Here is a 20,387-nt window from a genome sequence, read left to right as displayed (position 1 = left end):
AAAACGGCGTCATGCGCGCAGCGTGGCGCCGCCATCGACATAGAGATCGGCCATGGTGATATGGCCCGCCCGGTCGGAAAGCAGGAACAAGGCCGCTTCGGCAATATCCTCCGGCTCGGCCAGCTTGCCCAGCGGAATGCCGGCCTTGAACTGTTCGGGCTGCCCGGCAATCACCCGCGCCGCGCCCTGATCGTCTGCCCACATGCCGGTCTGCATCGGTGTCATGGTCGATCCCGGCGCGACGATATTGCAGCGAATGCCATGCGGCGCCAGCTCGATACCGAGGCAGCGGGTGAACATATGCGCCGCCGCCTTGGAAGCGGCATAGGCGGACATGGCATGGCGCGGCACACCGGCGGCATTCGACCCCACCGTGACCATGGCCCCGCGCCCGCGCTCCACCATATGGCGGGCCACCGCCCGCCCGACATGGAACACGCCATGGCAATTCACATCGAAGGTACGGTGCCATTCGGCATCGCTCATTTCGAGCACCGTATCGGTCGAGAGCACGCCCGCGACATTCACCGCGAAATCGATCGGCCCCCATTCCTCTTCCACCCGGTCGACCAGATCGGTCACCGCCTGACTGTCCCCGACATCGAGCGCTGCACACCACAGTGTATCCGCAACCTGGTTCGGATCGCCGGGAAAAACGGGCACTGCAAGGTCGCTCGCCACCACGCGCGCGCCCTCAGCCAGCAACAGGCGCACCATGGCCTGTCCGATGCCGCCGCCCGCTCCGGTTACGAAAGCGATCCTGCCGGAAAATCCCATATCGCGGCTCATACGCCGACCCTTTCCATCTCATCCATCCTTTTGCAGAGAGCGGGCGCTATTTGCGTGCTGGCTTCCGGCCCGGTCAGTTGCGGATGGAGAAAAGGCACGTTCAGCCGGTCGATAGAACCGGCATAAGGCATCCATAAATCGGCCGTGAGATCGGGCCGGTCACGATGATCGAGCGCGGCGCGAATATGCGTCAGCCGCCCGCCGAAGGGGCGGTGATAATGGCCACGGATCAGCCGGTTCGTATCGAGCACAACCCGCACCACGCCATCGAGCGCGCGTGGCGGAAGATTGCCCAGGGGGCTGTTCCCGGCACGCAGAAAGGTCAGCACCTGTTCGCGCGTTTCCAGCTCGGGATGGGCTTCGGGATCGTAACCGGCAATGGCCAGCAAAGCGCGCAGCGCCTGCGCGGCGGTGGGCTCGGGTTCGGCGCGCCAGCATTCGGCAGGATAGGCGTCGAGCAGCGCCACCAGCCCCACGGTTCGCCCGGCCGCCTCCAGCTCCACCGCAATGGCCTGGGCGATAATGCCGCCGACCGACCATCCGGCGAGATGTACCGGCCCTGCCGGGGCGATATCGATGATCCGGGCGGTGTAATCTTTCGCCAGGTCATCGATACTGCCGGGCAATTCGCGATCGGGGGCCAGAGCGGGCGATTGCAGCCCGTAAACAGTGCGCTGAGGATCGAGCGTGCTGGCGAGCGTGCGATAGCCCCAGCACAGCCCGCCTGCCGGATGGATCATGAAAAGCGGCGGACGGTCACTCTCCCCGCGGGTCAGGCGGATCAGCGGGCCAGTGCTGTCATCCCCCGTACCGCCTTCGGCCAGCGCATCCACGCATAGGGCGAGACCGGCAATATCGGGATGTTCGAACAGAGCGGCAAGGCCTGGATCGCGGCCCCATTCCTCCCGGATATGAAGCAGCAATTGCATCGCCGAGAGCGAATCCCCGCCCAGTGCGAAGAAATCATCCTCCACCCCGATAGCACCTTCCACGTCGAGCAGCGTACCATAGAACGCAGCGAGCTTCTGCTGGGTCGGCGTGGAAGGTGCCCCGCCGCCAGCGGCGGCGAAACGCGGTTCGGGAAGCGCCTTGCGGTCGAGCTTGCCATTGGCGGTCACCGGAAAGTCCTCCAGCGCCATGATTGCGGCGGGCACCATATAATCGGGCAGCCGTTCGGCGAGCCGGTTGCGCAAAGCTGTTTCGCTATAGCTATCCTCGGGCAGGATATAGGCAACCAGACGCTGATCGCGTTCGAGCACCACGGCGCTGCGGACCAGCCCGGTCTGCGCGATGGCCGCTTCCACTTCGCCCAGTTCGATCCGCAAGCCGCGGATTTTCACCTGATGGTCCGCCCGGCCGAGGAAAATCACCGCTCCGTCCGCCCGGCGCCGCGCGAGATCGCCGGTCATGTAAAGCCGTTCCCCCTCATGGAAGGGATCGGCGATAAAGCGCTCTGCCGTCAGTTCCGGCTGCCCCAGATAGCCGCGCGCCAGTTGCACACCGCCAAGATAGAGATGCCCGGCGACACCGGGCGGAACCGGGCGGCGACGATCATCGAGCAGGACAAGCCGCGTATTCCAGACCGGCCAGCCAATCGGCACGGGCGCGGCGCGGTCCTGCGCATCGGCGGGCCAGTAGCTGACATCCACCGCCGCTTCGGTCGGGCCATAGAGATTGTGCAGTTCGGCGCGGATACGCCGATGAAACCGGTCGCGCAGATCGGCGGGCAGTTCCTCGCCACTGCAAAAGACGCGCGCAAGCTGCAATCCGGCGCTTTCGGGCGCATCGCAAAAAGCCGCCAGCATGGAAGGCACGAAATGCAGCGTGGTAATGCCCTCATCCCGGATCAGCGCGGCCAGCGCCGCCGGATCGCGATGCGCACCAGGCGGTGCCACGACCAGCACCCCGCCCCGGATCAAGGCGAGGAAAAATTCCCATACGGAGACATCGAAAGTGGCCGGGGTCTTTTGCAGAATCCGGTCCTGCGGACCGATGGCATAATGCTCGTCCATCCATAGCAGGCGATTGACGATGGCCCGATGGGTGACGACCACGCCTTTGGGCGTGCCGGTCGATCCGCTGGTATAGATGACATAGGCCGCCTGATCGGGCGTCACCTCCGGCAAGGCATCGCCTTGCGGTTCCTTCCGCCAGTCCTGCGGGGTCAGCAGGGCAGAACCGTAAAGCCCGTGCGGATCGTCTGTAGCCAGCACCGCTTGCGGTTTTGCGCTCTCCATTATGGCGGCGATCCGCTCCGGCGGATGATCCGTGTCGAGCGGAAGATAAGCCCCGCCCGCGCGCAGCACGGCGATGAGCGCGATCACCAGATCGAGCGAGCGTGGCAGGGCAATGGCGACGATACTTTCCGCCGTTACTCCGCGCCCGCGCAAGGTTTCGGCCAGCGCGGCGCTGCGGCGGTCCAGCTCGGCATAAGTAAGGCTCCGGCCTGCGAAACGCAGGGCTTCGCTCGCAGGCTGCGCGGTCATGGCCCCGGTCAGCAAAGCGGTAAGCGTGGTATCGGGCAATTCATGCGCGGTGGCGTTAAACGCTTCCAGCTCGCGCTGTTCCTCGGCAGGCGTGGCGGTGGGGATGTCGGCGAGTGTTTGTGCTTCCATCGCGCGCGTGAGGAACAGGCCGAGCCGTTCGACATGGGCGCGGACTTCCGCAGTGCTGTAGAGATCGGGATTGGCATCCACTTCGATCGACAGGCCGGACATCGCATCGCCGCGAAAGGTGAAGTCGATATCCTCGACCGGGCCGGTGCCGGTGACATGCAGCGTCACCTCCAGCCCGGCAAAGCGCGGCGGACGGTCGAAAGGCTGGACATTGACCAGCGCGCCATAGAGCCGTTTATGCCCCCCCAGCAGCCCCAGATCGCGGCGCAACTGTTCGGAACGGTAACGCCCCGCTTTACGCGCATCGCCGGTCGCACGGGCGATTTCGGCGCAAAAATCGGCCAGCGGTGCGGCTTCATCGGGGGCGACACGCAGCGGCAGAACATTCATCACCATCGCCGGAACCCGCGCGGAGGCGCTGCCCATCCGCCCCATATAGGGCACGCCGAGCACAATCTCCGGCGTGCCGGTAAAACGGCGGCAATAGGCAGCGGTGAGCGCAGTCAGCACATCGGGCCAGGACAGGCCTTTCTGTTTGGCGAAAGCGAGCAGCGCCTTACGTGTCGCTTCGGGCAATGCTTCGGCATGGCGATGAAAGGTAAAGGCCGATTGCGGCTTGCCGGGCGCCATACTGCCGACATCTTCCATGCCCGCCATCGCGTCGCGCCACCAGCGCGCATCCGCTTCCCGCTCGGGCGAGATACGATAAGCGGCATCCTCCGCCCAGACGCCGGCGAGCGATGCAAAAGCGCGCCCTTCCCGGCGCCCTTCCACCGTTGCAGCGGCATAGAGTTCGGCAATCCGGCTCGTCAGCAGCACCATGCCATAACCGTCAGTCGCCAGATGGTGGATCTGCTGCGCCCAGTAATAATGCTCCTTCCCGAGCCGGTAGAGCACCTGCCGCGCCAGCCTGTCGCGCAGCGGATCGACGGGCGTTGCCATATCGCGCCGGATCGCCTCCAGCGCCGCCGCTGCGGGGTCCGCCTCGCCTGCACAATCGACGATCTGCAGGCGCGGAGTCAGCGCAGGATCGACATATTGCCCCGGCCCTTCCGGCCTTTCGACAAAGCACAGCGCCAGCGCCTCGGCTTCGTCACAGGCGCGATTGACCGCAGAGGTAAACGCCGTTTCGTCCAGCGGCCCGTTTATATCGAGATACTGGCCGGTGTTGAAAATCGGATTGGCCGGATCGAGCCGCTGCGCATACCACAGGCCCGCCTGCGCCTCGGTGAGCGGCACGATCTGCGGCATCGTTCAGCCCTGCCGTTCCTGCACCACGGACCAAAGGCTGGCGAGCGTCATATTCTCAGCCAGATCGCCAAAATCGACCGGCACACCTTCTTCATCCCATTGCATGACGAGATTCATCGCCCGCATGGAATCGAGGCCCATATCCATCAGATTGTCGTCATCGCCCAGCGCATCGGCATCGATTTCGAGCATAGCGGCGATATCCTGACGCAGCTTTTCGCGCGTGAACGGTTCGGTGGTCATGCAAGATCCTCGGTTATCTGCGCCGTGCTGCGCAGCACCGCGCAGCAATCGGCAGCATGGGACAGCGCCATATCGTGCCAGTCCCGTGAAAAATCGCCCAGTGCATCGGCCGCGAAAAAGGGCTCTATATCGCGCTGAAAGGCTTCTGCAGCGGTCATCAGGCAGCCAATATGGGCATAGATGCCGCAAAGGATGATCTGATCGCGCCCGCGCACCCGCATCAGTTCGGCAAGATTGCTGCGCTGGAAAGCGGAATAGCGATGCTTGACCAGCACGAAATCCTCCGGCGCGGGTGCCAACGGAGCAACAATCGGCAGATGTGCGGGAATATCGCGCATACCCGGCCCCCACAGATCGGCCTGCAGGCCCCGGTCGCGCCGGTCCTGATCGCCATGCTGCGCGGTATAGAAAATCGGCATATCCGCCGCCCGTGCAGCTTCGATCAGCCGCGCAATATTGGCCACAAGCGAGGTAACGGGCTCGCTCTCCGGCGTAAAAGCATCAAAGAAATAGGCCTGCATATCGTGCACCAGCAGAGCGGCCCTGCCAGCCTCAAGGGCCCATGGCGCCCGGCTTTGGGGCCATTCGTCCGGCTGCGGCATGGCATAGGGTGCAATCGAAGGCAGTCTGGCGGAACCATCGCTCATATTCGCGTGCCTTCCTTTTCAAGCTGCTGTTCGCGCAAAGCCGCGCGTAATTCCTTGCGGCTGATCTTGCCCACTGCGGTGGTGGCGAAACTGTCCACCATCACCACCTGATCGGGGATCTTGAAGGCTGCGATTTCGCGATCGCGCATCCAGGCTTTAAGCGCCGCCGCACTCGGCGCGTCGCCATCGGGAATGATAAAAGCGCAGGAACGCTCGCCCAGAAAACGGTCGGGCATGGACACTACAGCCGCATCGAAAATCGCCGGATGGGCGAGCAGATGGTCCTCCACTTCCTCGGCGGAAATTTTCTCGCCCGCGCGATTGATATGGTCGGTCGCGCGGCCCAGCACTTCGACATAACCGCCTGCCATTCGCTTCACGACATCGCCCGTACGGTAAAAGCCGTCTTCGGTGAAAGAGCGCGCATTGGCCCCCGGATCATCGTGATAGGCCCGGATCGTATAAGGCCCGCGGGCGAGCAGATTGCCGGGCATGCCATCGGGCACCGGCTGCCCCTGATCGTCCAGCACCAGCACTTCATCGTCCGGCGAGATCGGCCGTCCCTGCGTGTTGACGATAATCTCTTCGGGATCGTCGAGCCGGGTATAATTGACCAGCCCTTCGGCCATGCCGAAAACCTGTTGCAGCGTGCAGCCGAGCACCGGGCGGACTTTCTTCGCTGCTTCGGGCATGAATTTCGCCCCCCCGACCTGCAACACTTCGAGGCTGGAAAGATCGTAACCCAGTTTGGGCGCCGATTGCAGCCATAACAGCGCAAGCGGTGGCACCAGCCCGGTAATCGTTACTTTTTCCTGTTCGATCAGCGGAAAAGCGGTGCGCGGATCGGGCTTGGGCGCCATTACGATTGTCGCCCCGGCATAGATCGCTCCGAACACGCCGGGTGAACTCATCGGGAAATTATGCGCCACCGGCAAAGCCGCGAGATAGACACTGTCGGGCGTGATGCCGCACAGATCGTTGCTCGCCCAGATCGAATAGAGATAATCGTCATGGGTGCGCGGGATCAGCTTGGAAAGGCCCGTGCTGCCGCCCGAAATCTGCACCAGCGCGACACTGGAAGGATCGGGATAAATAGCGGGCAGACAAGACGGGTCCGCCGAAAAATCGCTGGCAGCCTTATGCTCGCCCGCCTCGCCGATCACCACCACATGGGCGAGCGCGGGAACCGCTTCTTTCACTGCGGCGGCGAGCGGGCGGTAATCGAAACCGTCAAACTCATCGGCAATCACCAGCGCCGATGCTTCGGATTTACGGACGAAATGGATGATTTCGGTCAGGCGATGCGCCGGCAATGTAAAAACCGGGATCAGCCCGGCCCTGAACAGGCCGAAAGTGACGGCAAAAAAAGCAGGAATATTAGGTAGTTGTACCACAACCCTGTCACCCGGCTTCAGGCCCAGTTTCAGGAAACCCGCGGCCATGGTTTCGGCCCGCTCTGCCAGTTCGCCATAGGTCCAGCGCTCATCGCCCCCGATCACCACCAGGGCATCGCGACGATCCGCAGCCTGTCGTTCCAGCACCTCGGGGAATGTGTCACCCCGCCAGTAACCGCGTTCGCGATAGCGCCGGGCAAATTCTTCCGGGAAAGGCTGTTCAAGCGGAATCATCAGGCAGCAAACTCCATCAAACTGTCATCGGCTTCAATACCGAGCCCTTGCAGAATGGCTCGAAACTTGGCCCATGTTTCTGCCACTTCGCTTTGCGGATCGGACCCTGCCACGATTCCCGCTCCGGCATGCAAGGTCAATTGTTTGTCGCGCAGCTCGGCGCAGCGCAGCGAAACATACCATTCACCGTCGCCCGCCCGGTCGGTCCAGCCAACGGCTCCGGCATAAAAGCCCCGGTCCTGCGGCTCCAATTCGCGAATACAGTCCAGCGCCGCCTGACGCGGCATACCGCCGACCGCCGGTGTCGGGTGAAGCAGTGCCGCAAGCCCCGCGGCAGAAGGCATAGCTCCGTTTTTCAACCTTCCCTCGATCCGTGTGCCGAGATGCCACATGCTCGCCGTGGACCGTAAGGTAGTGCCTTCGGGCATGGTCAGGGCGCTGCAATAAGGCGCCAGCATATCGGCAATCGCTTCCACCACCAGACTGTGTTCGCGCTGGTCCTTTTCCGAATGGAGCAGCCCGTCTGCCGCAGCCCGGTCGGCAGCGGGATCGGAAGAACGCGGCGCGGACCCTGCCAGCGGATGAGACAGGACTTGCGATCCTTTGCGCGCTACCAGCAATTCGGGTGTCGCGCCGACCATCTTATGCCCCGGCAGGCCAGTGGCTTCTTCCAGATCCATCAAAAAGGTGGTGACCGAATTGTCCCGCATTAGCCGCGCGGCAATGGCGAGCGGATCGACCGGGCGATCCATCACGATATGCAGGCTGCGCGCCAGCACCACTTTACGCAGCACAGCTCCTTCGCGCCTGTCGAGCCGCCGGAGCGCTTCGGCAACGATCCTGGCATAAGCAGGCCCGTCGGGCTCACCGGTCAGCCGCACTGGCCTGGCGGGCAGGCGGGCAGGCGCCTGCGCAGAGAGCGCCAGCGCTTCGACCCCATGGCGCCATGACGCCGTTTCAGGTTCGATCAGCAGCGGGGCAGCCTGCCGATCGAAGGGCAGGGCCCCGACCAGCAGTGAATGCGGCGCCGGATCGGCGATGCGCGATTCCGACGCATCGACAGTCTCTTCGCCATCTTTACCGGCGGCGAAATGAGCAGCAACCGCGTGTTCTGTCTCCCAGACTGCGGGAATTGCGAGTTTACGCTTTATGCCCGTGGTTTCGACACAGCGTTCTTTCTGGTACAAAGCAAACACGTAAACACCTTCAGGATACAGATAGATCACAATAGAGCGGGACCATCCCGTACTCTATTTCGCGACTGCATCGCAATAGCGCCGCCTAGCCGAACCGCATCGCCAGCGCGACCCATGATTGCCGGATAAGGGTTATTCGATTTAGTTATATCTTTAAGCCAACCGGCTTCAACCGCGCCTGCAACCGACAAGGACGGCGCGGCCTCGCGTTCGGCAGTGCCGGTGGCGTGGGTGAGGATCGCATCGACAACGAGGCCATTGCGGTTCTCCATAAGGACATGGCCCATGTGGCACCGCTTCGCGGCCTGACCACGCGCCTTCTCGAACAGCCGGGCATCGGAATCGGTCGTCGATGCATGGGTTGCATTGCTGCGCTTTTCGCCGCGAAAATCGCGTTCGGTATGCGGGCGGCACGGGAAGAATTGTTGAGCGGAGCGGCGAGCGAAGACACATTTGCCGAGCATCTTGGCATCGCAATGGCGATCTTACTGTTCCGGCACTATAGCGCTGCTCCGAAGGAACGGCCCCTCATGCGCGGCGGATTGGGGCAATACCGGCTCAACAAAGTGTGCGACTATATTGAAGCCGAGATGGAGAGCGGCTTGAGCGTGGCAGCGCTGGCGAGCGTCGCCGGGTTAAGTATCCAGCATTTCAGCGCGGCGTTCCTCAATTCTACCGGCACACGGCCGCACCGCTTCATCCTTCATCGCCAGATCGAGCGCGCCAAGCTCCTGTTGCTCACGACCGCCACGCCCAGCATGGAGAGAGTCACGCCGACGATCTGCAAAGCCGATGTTTGGTCGCCGAAAAAGATGCGATTGAACAGGAGAATGAGGGCGGGGATCGCCTGCCTGAAGCAGGAGCCCCTTGCTGGCGGTGGTGAATTGCAGGCCCGAATAGATGAACGCATTGAAGGCCGCCACGCCCGTCAGGCCAAGCAGCAGGACCGCCTTCCAGTGCGACAGGAGTCGTTGCCGATCGGCGCGCAAATGCCGCCAGGCAAAAGGCAAAAGGATCACAAGCGCGCCACTCCACCTGACCAGCGCCAGGGTGAATGGCGGAATGACACCGTTCACCGCTCGCCCGACAATGAAATTGCCCGACCAGAACAGGATCACGATGCAGAGCGTGGCGTAAGACCAGAGATCCGTACCACTCGCCGGGGATCGATTCATGTGCATGGCTGGCCCCGCATGTCAGACCAGACCGCGCGCCGCACTGCCTCCGGCAGTCGTCAGCATGGCAGCGATGTCGTTTAGCGCTCGCTCGAGAGCTTCGCGCGAGCGCAGGCCGCCAAGGCACAGGCGAACCCCAGAGGGTGCCAGGGTATCGACAATCGGCCCGTCAGGCGGCGTCAGCGCGATGGAGGCGCGCAAGGCGCGGGCGCTCAGCCGTTCGGCATCGAGCATGGGCATCGGCATCCAGACGTGGAGGCTGCGCCCCGCCCCCGGCACTGCCATCGCCTTGCCGAGGATCGACGACGCCAGCTGCGTCCTCGCCTCGCTTTCCACGATCACATCGTCGGCGATCCTGTCGGCCGTTCCGTCCTGTTCCCACTGGCTGAAGACCAGACCACCCAGCGAGGGTGGGCTGTAGCCAAAGGCGCGGATGCCCAGCAGCAGTCGATCGCGAATATCTTCATTATCAGGCGGCAACAGGAAACCGAGCCGCAAACCGGGTGCGACCGCCTTGGAAACGCCCGCGACCATCAACGTCCGTTCCGGCGCGAGATCCGCAAAGCAGTCCGCCGCCCCGGCATCGGCGAAGACGCGATAGGCATCGTCCTCCACGATCATCAGATCATGGGCATGGGCGACCTCGATGATGTCAGCGCGGCGCGCGGCATCGAGGGTGATCGTGGTCGGGTTCTGCAAGGTCGGGATTATGACCAGCACCTTGGCGCCAGTCTCCCGGGCACAGCGAGACAGCGCTTCGGGATCGATGCCGCGCGCATCCATGGCAACACCCTGCAGGCGGTAGCCCGCATGGTCGGCCAGTGTGCGGATGCCGGGATAAGTCGCGGCTTCGCACAGGATCGTATCGCCGGGCCGCGCCAGCGCCGCGAAAGCCAGCGCAAGGCCATGCTGTCCGCCGTTGCACTGGATGACCCGATCCGCCGTCGCGCGCGTCATGCCATGACGGCGCGTCAGCCATGATGCCCCGGCCTCGCGGATCGAGGCCAGGCCTTCGGGCGGCGCATAGTTTACCGCTGTGCCAAGATCGGCGCGCTGGCGCACGCGGGACAAACCCTCCCCGATCCAGCGCTCGGCAGGATCGAGCGGCGGCACATTATGCGCCATGTCGAGCGGGCCGGTGTCATGCGGCGAGGAATGCGGCCTTGCCCGGTCGGCGACGAACGAACCCCGGCCCACATGGCTGGAAATGAACCCCCGCCGCTCCGCCTCGACATAGGCCCGGCTGACCGTGCCGACACTCAGGGACAAGCGGTGTGCGAGATCGCGCTGGGGGGGCAAACGGTCGCCGGGCACAAGGCGGCCATCGCGCACATCGCCTTCCAGCGCAGTCACGAGACGCTCGTACACCGGCGCACTGCCGTTCGAGATATCCGGCTTCCAGTCCTTCATTGTCATTCCCGACTATATTGAACCGGTTCAATATCACATTTGACTCATAGTTCAATGATGATCATCCAGCTTCGCAGGAGCACATCATGGATACGAGTCTGCTTGCCCCGCTTGCGCTGTACAGTTTCGTCTGCACGGCGACGCCCGGCCCCAACAACATCATGCTCGCCTCGTCGGGGCTGGTTTTCGGATTCCGTCGGACCATTCCGCATATCTTCGGGATCAATTTCGGCTGCGCCCTCATGCTGGTGCTCAGCGGGCTGGGTCTGGGCGCGCTGTTCGAGGCATGGCCGGTGCTGCGTTGGGCAGTGCGGATCTTCGGTGCTGTCTATCTCGGATGGCTGGCGGTAAAGCTGTGGCAATCGGAAGGCGTCGAACGCCGCGGGGGCGCACATCCGCTAACCTTCTGGAAAGCGGCCGCTTTCCAGTTCGTCAATCCCAAGGCCTGGGCGATCACCATGCCCGCCATCGCCAGCTTTACCGTGTCCGGCAAGCCACTTGCCTTGCAGCTCAGCGTGATCGTCGCAGCCTTTGTGCTGGTCGGCCTGCCTTCCATCGCAACCTGGGCGGCGATGGGCGCGGGGGCCCGCGAACTGCTCGAAAGCCGCAAGGGCATGATCGTGTTCGTGCGCGTGATGGCGGTTCTGACCGCGCTCACCGCGCTGCTGTTTCTGGTTTGAAGGATAACGCGATGAACCGGGAAGAAATGGAGATGTTCGCGGGGAACTGGATCACCAACTGGAACGCGCGCGATCTCGACGCCATTCTGGCGCACTTTGCCGAAGACGCGCGCTTCATCAGCCCATTGGCCGCGGAACTGACGGGATCTCCCATCATCGAGGGCAAGGCCAGTTTGCGCGCCTATTGGTCAAGGGCGCTGGAGGCTTCGTCCGAACTGCATTTTACCCTGATCGCCGCCGTCTGCGATATCGAGCGCCAGGTGCTCGGCGTCCACTATGTGGCCCGGCGCAACGGCAAGGCCAGGCGGGCGCTCGAAACGATGCGCTTCGTGGACGACCGACAGGTCGAAGGCGAGAGCTTCTACAGCGCGCAGGAAACGTCGCCTGGTAACTGATCCCAAATCTCCGTCACAAGAGCGGTAAGCAAGAGGATAGAAATGCAGGTTATCCGCGCCCGCGACTTCACCGGCAGATCAGCGTGGAACGCGCTGTCGATCGAGCGGATCGGCGACGCGACCGTGCGGCTGCACTGGACCGACCAGCCCTACCGCTGGCACATCAACGATGGCCCGGAAGTCTTCGCTGTCCTTGACGGGCGTGTCGACATGCATGTCCGGACCGCTGGCGGCGAACAAGTTCTGCATCTTGAAACAGGGGACATCTTTCACGCCGAACCGGGCGATGAACATGTCGCCCACCCCCTTGGCGAAGCGCGCATCCTGGTGATCGAACGGGCCGCAAGCGTGTAGGAATCCTGAGGTGCCGTGTTGGCCGATTGCGCGCTATTGCGGAGCCTCAACTGTGAAGGCAATCTCCTGTCCAAAGGACAGTTCGAGCGTATTTCCATCCGGGTCGGCAATATAGGTCCAGAGCCCGACCGGCAGGCCGTCGTCGCGCGGTGCGGAGCGCAGGATGCCACGCCGTTCGGCCTCGGCGGCGAGGCGCAGCACATCTTCCCGGCTTGCACAGGCGATGCCGATATGCCCGAACGGGCCGAGCGGGGTGTCGTCGAACGCGCTCGCCCCTATCAGGACCAGCGCAAACGGGCGCAGGCCATCGGCCATCCACGCGACCTCCTCCACATCGCCGCCGGCAGCGCGGCGATGCACCACATGAAGCGCGGCAAATTCCTCGTAGAAGGCGATTGCCTTGTCGATGTCGCGTACCACGAGCGCAATGTGCGACATGCCTAGATCTGTTGAGGGCGATGGGTTCATGGTCGTTTCTCCTTTCCGCCCAATCTGCAAAATAAGAATACCGAATGGAAATCGCCATTCGATACGATTATCATGCAGGAAATGAATAATATGAATCCATCCGATCTGGCTTTGCTGCCGATCCTGGAGGCGCTCATCGAAGAGCGGCATGTGTCGCGCGCGGCATTGCGGCTCAACCGTTCGCAGCCTGCGGTCAGCCATGCTCTGGCGCGGCTGAGAGACCTGTTCGACGATCCGCTGCTGGTACGCGGCGAAGGCGGCCCGCAACCCACGGCGCGCGCCCTGCAACTGGCTGAACCGCTGGCGGAGGCCCTCGCGCTGGTCCGTTCGATGATCGAGCAGCCTGCATTCGACGCGCTGCAATGCAGTCGCCATTTTCGCCTTTCCCTGTCCGACTATGGCGCGGCGATCCTGTTGCCCAGGCTTGTCGCGCGGCTTCGAACGTCCGCGCCGCTGATCGACCTCACGGTCATATCCTATGGGCGAGAGCGGGCGCTGACCGCACTGGTTGACGGGGAGATCGATCTGGCGCTCGGCGTCTATCCCGCGCTTGATCAGGCGCGGTACAAAGATCTTGGCAGCGCGCTGCTGTTCGAAGAGACCTTTGCCTGCCTCCATGACGAGACAGTCCTGGCCGGGTCGCTATCGCTCGATCGCTATCTTGAGCGTCCTCATGTGCGCGTCACTGTCGCGCTGGAGGACGATAGCGAGATCGACGATGCGCTTGCACGCCTTGGGCACAAGCGCCGGATCGCGGTGCAGATCCCTCACTGGTCGGCGGCCCCCGAAATGGTCAGAGGCACCGATCTTGTGCTGACCGCGGCACGGCGCAGCATCGCGCATCTGGGCACGGGGGGCTTACGGTGCAACGATTTGCCATTTCAGATGGCCAGCTTCCCCTTCGTCCAGACCTGGCATCGCCGCCGCGAGATGGACCCGGCGCACCGCTGGCTACGCGAGCAAATCGCCGGGATTGTCAGCGGCACGTCAAAGCCGACCTCATTGGACTTGCTCAGGCCCATGCACGAAGCATAGGGATCGCATGAAGTCCGCAGACTGTACCATCTGAAGCCTCTCCCGCGCGCGTTGCGTGAGGAGTTTTCGCGGCGGCCGGATCAACGGCCTGCCGCTAATGGTTCCGCGTGCCTAGACGCATGACGAACGACATGGCCCACAGTGGCCAGCATTCAGTGGTACATTTCATGAGCAATTATTTCGAAAGCCCGTTCAAGGGCGTCCCTCTCGACCGTCAGGTCACCAACCCCAACATCATAGTCGGGCGCTACAGCTACTATTCAGGCTATTATCACGGCCACAGCTTCGATGAGTGCGCCCGCTTCCTCGTTCCCGATGATGGTGCGGACAGGCTGATCATCGGCGGTTTCTGCTCGATCGGATCAGGCGCGGCCTTCATCATGGCCGGAAATCAGGGTCACCGCAGCGACTGGATCAGCACCTTTCCCTTCCACTGGATGCCCGAAGTCCCGGCCTTCGAAGGCGCCGCGAATGGCTATTTACCGGCAGGCGATACCGTGGTCGGCAACGACGTGTGGATCGGTTCGGAAGCCATTATCATGCCCGGCGTCGCGATCGGTGACGGCGCGGTCATCGGCACGCGCGCGCTGGTAACCAAAGATGTGGCCCCCTACACCATCGTCGGCGGCAATCCGACGACAGTGATCCGAACACGGTTCGACGAGGCCGATATTGCCCGGCTGCTGGAACTGCAATGGTGGAACTGGACCGACGAACAGCTCCGAGAGGCCATGCCGCTGCTTACGAACTCTTCGGTCAGCGAGTTGCACGATCATTGGCGGAATGTCGTTCAAGCCAAATGACAACAGGAGAGTTGCCCGTCCGAACGTACCGTGGGACGGGCAGCCGGTGCGTTTGTGCGGCTATCGCTGCGTCGGATGGAAGGCGATGCGCAGGCCCAGCGCGATGAGCGCGCCGCCGGTCAGGCCATCGAGCCAGCGCGCTACGGCCCCTTGCGCGAACCAGTGCCGCAGCGGAAGGCTGCCAAGGATCAGGAGCGCAAACCAGGCCATGCCGAGCGTGGCGTGAAGCGCCGCCAGCAACAGGCTGAAGCCCAGTACCGACGCTCCCGCCGGAATGAACTGCGGCAGGAAGCTCACATAGAAGACACCCATCTTGGGATTGAGCAGATTGGTGAGCAGGCCCTTGATGAACCAGTTGCCCGATCGTGATGGAGCAGATGGCAATGCCGGACTTGCTGCATCGGAGGGCGCACCCGATTTGAGAGCCGCCCGAACCATGCCCAGTCCCAGCCATAGCAAATAGGCGGCGCCTGCATATTGCAGGAGCGTGTAGAGCGTGCCTGACAGCGCGAGCAGCGCGCCAAGCCCCAGCGCCACAATCAGCCCCCAGGCAAGAACGCCCGCAACCACGCCTGCCGCCGCCGCGAGAGCCTGACGCGGTCCCTCGACGGCGAGTGTGCGCAGGACCAGTGCCATGTCGAGGCCGGGGGTGATGACGAGAAGCCCGGCGGCCAGCATGAACCCGGCAAGCGCAGTCCAGATGGTCATGCTCCATTCCCTTCGATTTCGGCACGGAAGGAAGTGAGGATATCCCGGCCCTCCGGCCAATCGCTAAGATTGCTGCCCGCGTTGATATGGCCGAGCGGACCCAACGCGATCAGCCGCGAACCCCACTGCCGGGCGCGTCGTTTGCTGTAATCGACTGTTCCGTAAGGATCGTTCGCGCTGGCGACGATCAGGCTGGGAAACGGCAGGGGCTGCTCCGGTACTTGCGCGAAAGTCCGCGCTTCATCTGGAAACGCCTGTCCGCACGGGTCGGGCACGGCGACCAGCATCGCGCCGGCTACCGGAGTTTCCCGCGCGGCGGCCCAATGCGCCACCAGCAGGCAGGCCAGGCTATGCGCGACCAGGATAGGCGGGCGATCCAGCGTCCCAACCGCTCGATCCAGCGCCTCGCACCAGTCGGCAAGTTCCGGCCGATCCCAGTGGGACGGTGCGAAGCGGGTCATGCCGGAATCGGTCCGCTCCCAATGGCTTTGCCAATGGTCCGGTCCCGAACCGCCTATGCCGGGAAGCAAAAGGATTGGGAGTGTCATGCGCTGCCCACTTCCATGCGCATGAGTGTCTGCTGGCCGGAAGCGCACAGCACCTCCTCTCCCTCACGCATTGCATGGACCTTGAGATCGCAGACCGTCAGGGCGCGGCCGGCGCGCAGCACCTCGCCCGTGGCGCGCAGGCGTTCTCCCCCCGCCGGGCGGATAAGATTGAGCTTGTATTCGACCGTCAGGACATCATCGCCATCCCCGAAGACCGAATAGGCCGCATAACCGCCCGCCACGTCGGCAATAGCGCCGACCACGCCGCCATGGAGGAAGCCGTTCTGCTGGCAAAGATCAGTCCGGAACGGCAGATCGAGAACCACCTTGCCGTGGCTGGCGTGGATCACCTCGGCCCCGATCAGCCCCATGAAGCTCTGACGCGAGAAGTTCTCGCGAACGCGTTCGAGCAGAAGCGGGTCATTGGCCCCGCTCACGATTCTGTCCTCCGGGGCACGCCATAATCGAGAGTGCCGAGGCGTTGCATCTCAGCCGTCTGGAACATTTTGGGATCGGCCAGATAATCGCGCACCATGCCCAGCGTATCGAAGCCCCAGAACAGGTCCTCCCCGATCGCAAGCGTGGGCACGCCAAACACGCCGCGCGCGATCGCCGCCTCGGTGTTGGCTCGGAGCCCGTCCTTTACATCCGCGCTCGCGATCCTATCCTGCACAGCGGAAAGACCAAGTTCGCCGCCAAGCCTCTCCAGTTCGGCGCCATCGGTCAGATCCCGGCCTTTCGCAAAAACCGCCTCGAACACGGTATCTACAGCATCCACGCGGGCATCGAGCGCAATCAGCAGCCGCAGAGCCTCGACCGAACGAAACGGATGCGTATCGGGAAAGCGCAGCACGATACCGTTCCTGTCAGCAAGCCATTGGCACATGCGATAGGTCTGTGCCCGTTTGGGCGGCACTTCCGCCGGACCGATCAGCCCCCAGTGGTTCAGCAGCGCCCCCAGCAGCACCGGGACCGGGCGTATCTCCAGTCCGAAATCGTCTTCACGCAGGCGCTTCCACATCAGGAAGGCGAAGGGCGAGACGGGATCGAAATAGAAGTCGGCCGGGGTCTTTGTGCTCATCTGGTTGCTCCTTGGGCCTCATCATTGTATCAACTCATGAGTCGATCAAATCAAACATTGTATTGGTTCAATCATGGCCGTTATCACACCCCCCGTTCTTCATCTCGACACCCTCGACCTGCAAACACAAGCGCACGGTGATCTCTACGAGGCGCGTATGGCGTCCTTCGCTTCGCCGCTGGGTGCGCACATGCTGGGCGGAAGGCTCGTCGTGGTACCGCCAGGCAAACGGGCGTGGCCGTTCCACGGCCATCACGCGAATGAGGAACTGTTCGTGATCCTCTCCGGCAGCGGCTGCCTGCGCTATGCCGATGGCGATCATGCACTGCGGGCGGGCGATGTCGCGCTGTGCCCGGCCAGCGGCGCGGCAAGTGCGCACCAGATTATCAACATCGGCGATACGGACCTGCGCTATCTCGCCATCAGCACGATGAACGAGCCCGACGTGATCGACTATCCCGACAGCGGCAAGTTCGCGGTCATGGCAGGCGCTGCGCCCGGTGGCGACAAGGCGAGCCGCTCGGTGGACCATGTCGGGCGCTATGTCGATGCGGTCGGCTACTGGGACGGCGAGACATGACCGGGCGGCTCGCTATTGCCTCCGGTGAGTGCATCGCCACGCCGCCCGCCCAGCTCCTGCCGCCGGGTAAGCTGGTTGATCCCGGCACCCCGGAATGGGCCGCATTTGCGCGGAGCTGGGATGATCTGCCGCGCAACACATGGATGGCCGACGGTGGCACCTATCGCCGCAGACGCTACGCGGCCTTTGAGGTTGCAGGCGGGAAATGCACGCACCTGCCGCATCGCCCGCACTACCAGGAGCGCGATGACAATCCATTGAATGGCGGCATCGAACGATGGTTCGCGCCGATGGCCGAAGATCAAACCGGATCGCCGCTGTTTCAGGCGCTGGTACTGGGCACCGCCACCTTGATCGCGGATGCGAGCGCGAGGGGTCCGAACTCCTGGACGGTGGAAGCGCATCAATTTCGCATCGAAGCGCTGTCGGGACAGCCCGGCCTCCCCACGCCGGAGGGCATGCATCATGACGGGCGCGACTGGGTGTTGATCCTGCTCGTCGGCGGCAGCGATTACGCAGGCGGTGAAAGCCGCGTCGAGGATGCTTCCGGCGCTTGCGTCCTCGAACATCGGCTAACCCGTCCCGGCGAAGCGCTGCTACTCGATGACCGTACCGTCCGCCACGGCACAACGCCGATCGAGTCCGCGATACCGGGCGCCCCCGCATGGCGGGACACGCTGGTCCTTACCTTCGCGCAAGCGCGGGAAAGTTGAGGGACAGGATGGATCGCTTCTTCGTCGTAACCGGTGGACCGGGATCAGGCAAAAGCACGCTCCTTGCAGTGTTGGCCAAACAAGGCTTGCCGCATATGCCCGAGGCCGGACGAGCGGTGATCCGCGACGAGGTGGCCGCCGGCGGAACCGCTCTGCCATGGGATGACCGCGACACCTTTGCCGAGCGGATGCTTACGCATGACCTCAGCTCCTATGAGGAGGCACGGACGAAAGACGGCGTCCTGTTCTTCGACCGAGGCATTCCCGACATCATCGGCTACCGCATATTGTGCGGGCTGGGCATACCCGGCGACCTCACACGCGCGGCGGAGAGCAACCGGTACAATTGGCATGTCTTCATCGCGCCGCCCTGGGCCGAGATCTACGCCAAGGATACCGAGCGCAAGCAGGACTGGGACGAGGCGGTGGCGACTCATGACGTGATGGCGCGTGTCTATCAGCAACTGGGATACACTCTCGTACCCCTCCCTCTCGTGTCGCCCGATAAACGCGCTGCTTTCCTGCAGCACTGGATTGCGAAGCTGGAGACGTGATGACAGCTAAGCCTAAGTACCAACCTTTCGGCCGGAAGCCGGCAACCATTCCCCGGTCGGAGAAAAATATGGTCAATCCGGTTCTGCCTGAGGATGCGATGGCAAGAGCTATCGCCCTGTCTCAAGAGGCAATCTCGCAGGGCTCGGGACCGCCCTTTGGTGCGGTGATAGTGAAGGAAGGCTTCAATCACGTTCATGCTCACAACGATCCGACCGCCCACGCCGAAATCGTCGCAATTCGGAACGCCAGCAAGACGCTCGAATCGCCGTTCCTCGATGGCTGCATTCTATATTCAAGCTCTGAGCCATGCCCCATGTGCATGTCAGCTATTTACTGGTCGCGGATCTCGGCTGTCCGGTTCGCGACGGACCGAAACGCCGCTGCGCGTGCGGGGTTCGATGATCGGACGCTTTATGCGGAACTTCAGCGGCCCTTGCAGAACGTGAAATCTCCATGATCCAGATGATGGCTGAGGAAGGTCAGTCGACGTTCGACATCTGGACGCAGGGTGGGCGATCGGCTGTGCAAACGACACTCAATGAAGAGTAGGGTCGTATTACCTGGCTGGCACCGGGCGGCCTGCCCGCCACCCTTTGCACTTAGCCTCGATATCTAGGTCTGCTTCATAAACCGATCTGATCCAGTCGGGTAGGCGCGGCAACGCAAAGGCCAGCCGCCCGTTCGCGAATGTCAGGCAATGGGTCGGCGGTTCGTTGAGACGCGAATTGTCGAAGACCATGCCACGATCTGCTTTGCCGCGATCTGCTTTAAGGACTCCGGCCCGAATGAATGGCGCGCCACGCTCGTAACGGGCGCGGATCTTGTCTTCGGGTACGATATTGACCGCCTTCCTCGACGCGCGTACCGACACGCGCGACAGAGAGATCTGGCGTTTCGACGCCGACATGCATCACGATGACGGTGAAACCTTTGGTTCGTGCTTCGTCGATCAGTTCAAGCTTGGAGGGATGCGAGAAGACCGTTTCGGTCACGAAATCCCGACCTCGAGAAAGATAGTCGGCTCGGCGCGAAGACGCGATCCTAGCCGCTTCGTAAGACGCGGCTGGAGAGGGATCGCGCGACCGTCATCCAATAAAAGACTGGCAGGCCGGTGCAATTCGAGATCATGTCGGAGGCACGCAAGAGCCTGAAGGCATGGCTTGATCGGCGCGGCGGAACTATCCGCGACTTCGTGTTCCCAAGCAGAATCGATTATCTCGGCCATTTGAGCACACGGCAGTATGCTCGTCTTGTTGACGAGTGGGTTTCAACGATTGGCCTCGACAAGCGGGAGTATGGCACACACTCGATGCGACGGACCAAGGCAGCGCTGATCTGCAAAGCCACAGGCAATCTTCGGGCGGTCCAGATCCTGCTGAGTCATACGGCTCTGTTGCAAACATTGGTGACGGCCGGGCAGCGTCACCCCGTCTGGGGATCAGGCAGCATTGGCAAAATGCTGATTGAGCACGTCCATGGCCTCGGTCATGACCGAGGGGCCAATGCCAAATGC

The 20,387-nt window shown here is 62.9% G+C and carries 23 protein-coding genes and 2 pseudogenes; 10 read left to right on the top strand and 15 right to left on the bottom strand.

Annotation, left to right across the window (positions count from 1 at the left end; all coding sequences use genetic code 11):
* Window positions 1-9: 9 nt before the first annotated feature.
* From D6851_RS16340 to D6851_RS16300, 9 genes and pseudogenes are all read right to left on the bottom strand, one after another.
* Window positions 10-789, bottom strand: a complete 780-nt coding sequence (locus tag D6851_RS16340; RefSeq protein ID WP_183030150.1) for a 2,3-dihydro-2,3-dihydroxybenzoate dehydrogenase — start codon at window positions 787-789, stop codon at window positions 10-12.
* Window positions 786-4,655 (bottom strand): non-ribosomal peptide synthetase, encoded by a 3,870-nt coding sequence (locus D6851_RS16335; RefSeq protein WP_120325976.1) that lies wholly within the window; start codon window positions 4,653-4,655, stop codon window positions 786-788. The genes D6851_RS16340 and D6851_RS16335 overlap by 4 nt, the downstream gene beginning before the upstream one ends.
* 3 nt (window positions 4,656-4,658) lie before the next feature.
* Window positions 4,659-4,898, bottom strand: a complete 240-nt coding sequence (locus D6851_RS16330) for a phosphopantetheine-binding protein (protein ID WP_120325975.1) — start codon at window positions 4,896-4,898, stop codon at window positions 4,659-4,661.
* Entirely contained in the window at window positions 4,895-5,545 is a 651-nt protein-coding gene (locus D6851_RS16325) for an isochorismatase family protein (RefSeq protein WP_120325974.1), read from the bottom strand. Before D6851_RS16325 ends, D6851_RS16330 begins: the two co-directional genes overlap by 4 nt.
* The gene (locus tag D6851_RS16320) at window positions 5,542-7,173 is read right to left on the bottom strand and encodes a (2,3-dihydroxybenzoyl)adenylate synthase (protein WP_120325973.1); all 1,632 of its coding nucleotides are present in this window, start codon (window positions 7,171-7,173) and stop codon (window positions 5,542-5,544) included. The genes D6851_RS16325 and D6851_RS16320 overlap by 4 nt, the downstream gene beginning before the upstream one ends.
* Entirely contained in the window at window positions 7,173-8,369 is a 1,197-nt protein-coding gene (locus D6851_RS16315; protein WP_183030149.1) for an isochorismate synthase, read from the bottom strand. Before D6851_RS16315 ends, D6851_RS16320 begins: the two co-directional genes overlap by 1 nt.
* A gap of 197 nt (window positions 8,370-8,566) precedes the next feature.
* Window positions 8,567-8,767 (bottom strand): annotated as a pseudogene (locus tag D6851_RS16310) (IS5/IS1182 family transposase); the annotation flags it as partial.
* Between the two features lie 237 nt (window positions 8,768-9,004).
* Window positions 9,005-9,544, bottom strand: coding sequence for a DMT family transporter (locus D6851_RS16305; protein WP_238474171.1), 540 nt, complete (start codon window positions 9,542-9,544; stop codon window positions 9,005-9,007).
* Between the two features lie 21 nt (window positions 9,545-9,565).
* Entirely contained in the window at window positions 9,566-10,954 is a 1,389-nt protein-coding gene (locus D6851_RS16300) for an aminotransferase-like domain-containing protein (protein WP_120325971.1), read from the bottom strand.
* 86 nt (window positions 10,955-11,040) lie between these two features.
* On the opposite strand from D6851_RS16300, the gene D6851_RS16295 reads away from it, so the two are divergent.
* Genes D6851_RS16295 through D6851_RS16285 form a run of 3 tightly spaced genes read left to right on the top strand, consistent with a single transcriptional unit; the run spans window position 11,041 to window position 12,383 of the window.
* Window positions 11,041-11,634 (top strand): LysE family translocator, encoded by a 594-nt coding sequence (locus D6851_RS16295; protein ID WP_120325970.1) that lies wholly within the window; start codon window positions 11,041-11,043, stop codon window positions 11,632-11,634.
* A gap of 11 nt (window positions 11,635-11,645) precedes the next feature.
* The gene (locus tag D6851_RS16290; RefSeq protein ID WP_120325969.1) at window positions 11,646-12,029 is read left to right on the top strand and encodes a nuclear transport factor 2 family protein; all 384 of its coding nucleotides are present in this window, start codon (window positions 11,646-11,648) and stop codon (window positions 12,027-12,029) included.
* A 42-nt stretch (window positions 12,030-12,071) separates the two neighbouring features.
* Window positions 12,072-12,383, top strand: a complete 312-nt coding sequence (locus D6851_RS16285; protein ID WP_120325968.1) for a cupin domain-containing protein — start codon at window positions 12,072-12,074, stop codon at window positions 12,381-12,383.
* 33 nt (window positions 12,384-12,416) lie between these two features.
* Here D6851_RS16285 and D6851_RS16280 read toward each other — a convergent pair whose 3' ends face one another.
* Window positions 12,417-12,851 carry a VOC family protein gene (locus D6851_RS16280; RefSeq protein WP_120326000.1) on the bottom strand — a complete coding sequence of 145 codons (435 nt, stop codon included), beginning with the start codon at window positions 12,849-12,851 and terminating at the stop codon, window positions 12,417-12,419.
* Between the two features lie 90 nt (window positions 12,852-12,941).
* Here D6851_RS16280 and D6851_RS16275 point away from each other — a divergent pair, with 90 nt between their 5' ends.
* A complete protein-coding gene (locus D6851_RS16275) occupies window positions 12,942-13,886 on the top strand; it encodes a LysR family transcriptional regulator (RefSeq protein WP_210210388.1) in 945 nt (314 codons plus the stop codon).
* Between the two features lie 167 nt (window positions 13,887-14,053).
* Window positions 14,054-14,689, top strand: coding sequence for a type B chloramphenicol O-acetyltransferase (catB, locus tag D6851_RS16270; protein WP_120325999.1), 636 nt, complete (start codon window positions 14,054-14,056; stop codon window positions 14,687-14,689).
* A 60-nt stretch (window positions 14,690-14,749) separates the two neighbouring features.
* Here catB and D6851_RS16265 read toward each other — a convergent pair whose 3' ends face one another.
* The 4 genes from D6851_RS16265 to D6851_RS16250 are packed head-to-tail and all read right to left on the bottom strand — an operon-like array spanning window position 14,750 to window position 17,026.
* Window positions 14,750-15,397, bottom strand: a complete 648-nt coding sequence (locus D6851_RS16265) for a LysE family translocator (protein WP_120325966.1) — start codon at window positions 15,395-15,397, stop codon at window positions 14,750-14,752.
* Window positions 15,394-15,945 (bottom strand): RBBP9/YdeN family alpha/beta hydrolase, encoded by a 552-nt coding sequence (locus tag D6851_RS16260; protein WP_120325965.1) that lies wholly within the window; start codon window positions 15,943-15,945, stop codon window positions 15,394-15,396. Before D6851_RS16260 ends, D6851_RS16265 begins: the two co-directional genes overlap by 4 nt.
* On the bottom strand, window positions 15,942-16,382 hold the full coding sequence (locus tag D6851_RS16255) for a PaaI family thioesterase (RefSeq protein ID WP_210210387.1): 441 nt from the start codon (window positions 16,380-16,382) through the stop codon (window positions 15,942-15,944). The genes D6851_RS16260 and D6851_RS16255 overlap by 4 nt, the downstream gene beginning before the upstream one ends.
* Entirely contained in the window at window positions 16,379-17,026 is a 648-nt protein-coding gene (locus D6851_RS16250; RefSeq protein ID WP_120325964.1) for a 2-hydroxychromene-2-carboxylate isomerase, read from the bottom strand. The genes D6851_RS16255 and D6851_RS16250 overlap by 4 nt, the downstream gene beginning before the upstream one ends.
* A 73-nt stretch (window positions 17,027-17,099) precedes the next feature.
* Between D6851_RS16250 and D6851_RS16245 the strand changes: the two genes are divergently transcribed.
* The 4 genes from D6851_RS16245 (at window position 17,100) to D6851_RS16230 (ending at window position 19,331) form a co-directional block, all read left to right on the top strand.
* Complete coding sequence (locus tag D6851_RS16245; RefSeq protein ID WP_120325963.1) at window positions 17,100-17,606, top strand: cupin domain-containing protein; 507 nt, start codon at window positions 17,100-17,102, stop codon at window positions 17,604-17,606.
* On the top strand, window positions 17,603-18,319 hold the full coding sequence (locus tag D6851_RS16240; protein ID WP_120325962.1) for a 2OG-Fe dioxygenase family protein: 717 nt from the start codon (window positions 17,603-17,605) through the stop codon (window positions 18,317-18,319). Before D6851_RS16245 ends, D6851_RS16240 begins: the two co-directional genes overlap by 4 nt.
* Window positions 18,320-18,327: 8 nt before the next feature.
* Window positions 18,328-18,873, top strand: a complete 546-nt coding sequence (locus D6851_RS16235; protein WP_210210386.1) for an AAA family ATPase — start codon at window positions 18,328-18,330, stop codon at window positions 18,871-18,873.
* Window positions 18,874-18,941: 68 nt separating this feature from the next.
* Window positions 18,942-19,331 carry a nucleoside deaminase gene (locus tag D6851_RS16230; protein ID WP_210210385.1) on the top strand — a complete coding sequence of 130 codons (390 nt, stop codon included), beginning with the start codon at window positions 18,942-18,944 and terminating at the stop codon, window positions 19,329-19,331.
* Between the two features lie 310 nt (window positions 19,332-19,641).
* Here D6851_RS16230 and D6851_RS18115 read toward each other — a convergent pair whose 3' ends face one another.
* Window positions 19,642-19,914, bottom strand: coding sequence for a hypothetical protein (locus D6851_RS18115; protein ID WP_338014762.1), 273 nt, complete (start codon window positions 19,912-19,914; stop codon window positions 19,642-19,644).
* 56 nt (window positions 19,915-19,970) lie between these two features.
* Here D6851_RS18115 and D6851_RS16220 point away from each other — a divergent pair.
* Window positions 19,971-20,279 (top strand): annotated as a pseudogene (locus D6851_RS16220) (tyrosine-type recombinase/integrase); the annotation flags it as partial.
* Window positions 20,280-20,387 lie beyond the last annotated feature (108 nt).

The sequence above is a fragment of the Altericroceibacterium spongiae genome (assembly GCF_003610805.1).
Classification (GTDB): domain Bacteria; phylum Pseudomonadota; class Alphaproteobacteria; order Sphingomonadales; family Sphingomonadaceae; genus Altericroceibacterium; species Altericroceibacterium spongiae.
Note: the sequence above shows the minus strand (reverse complement) of the source record. Positions and strands in the feature narration are given on the sequence as shown.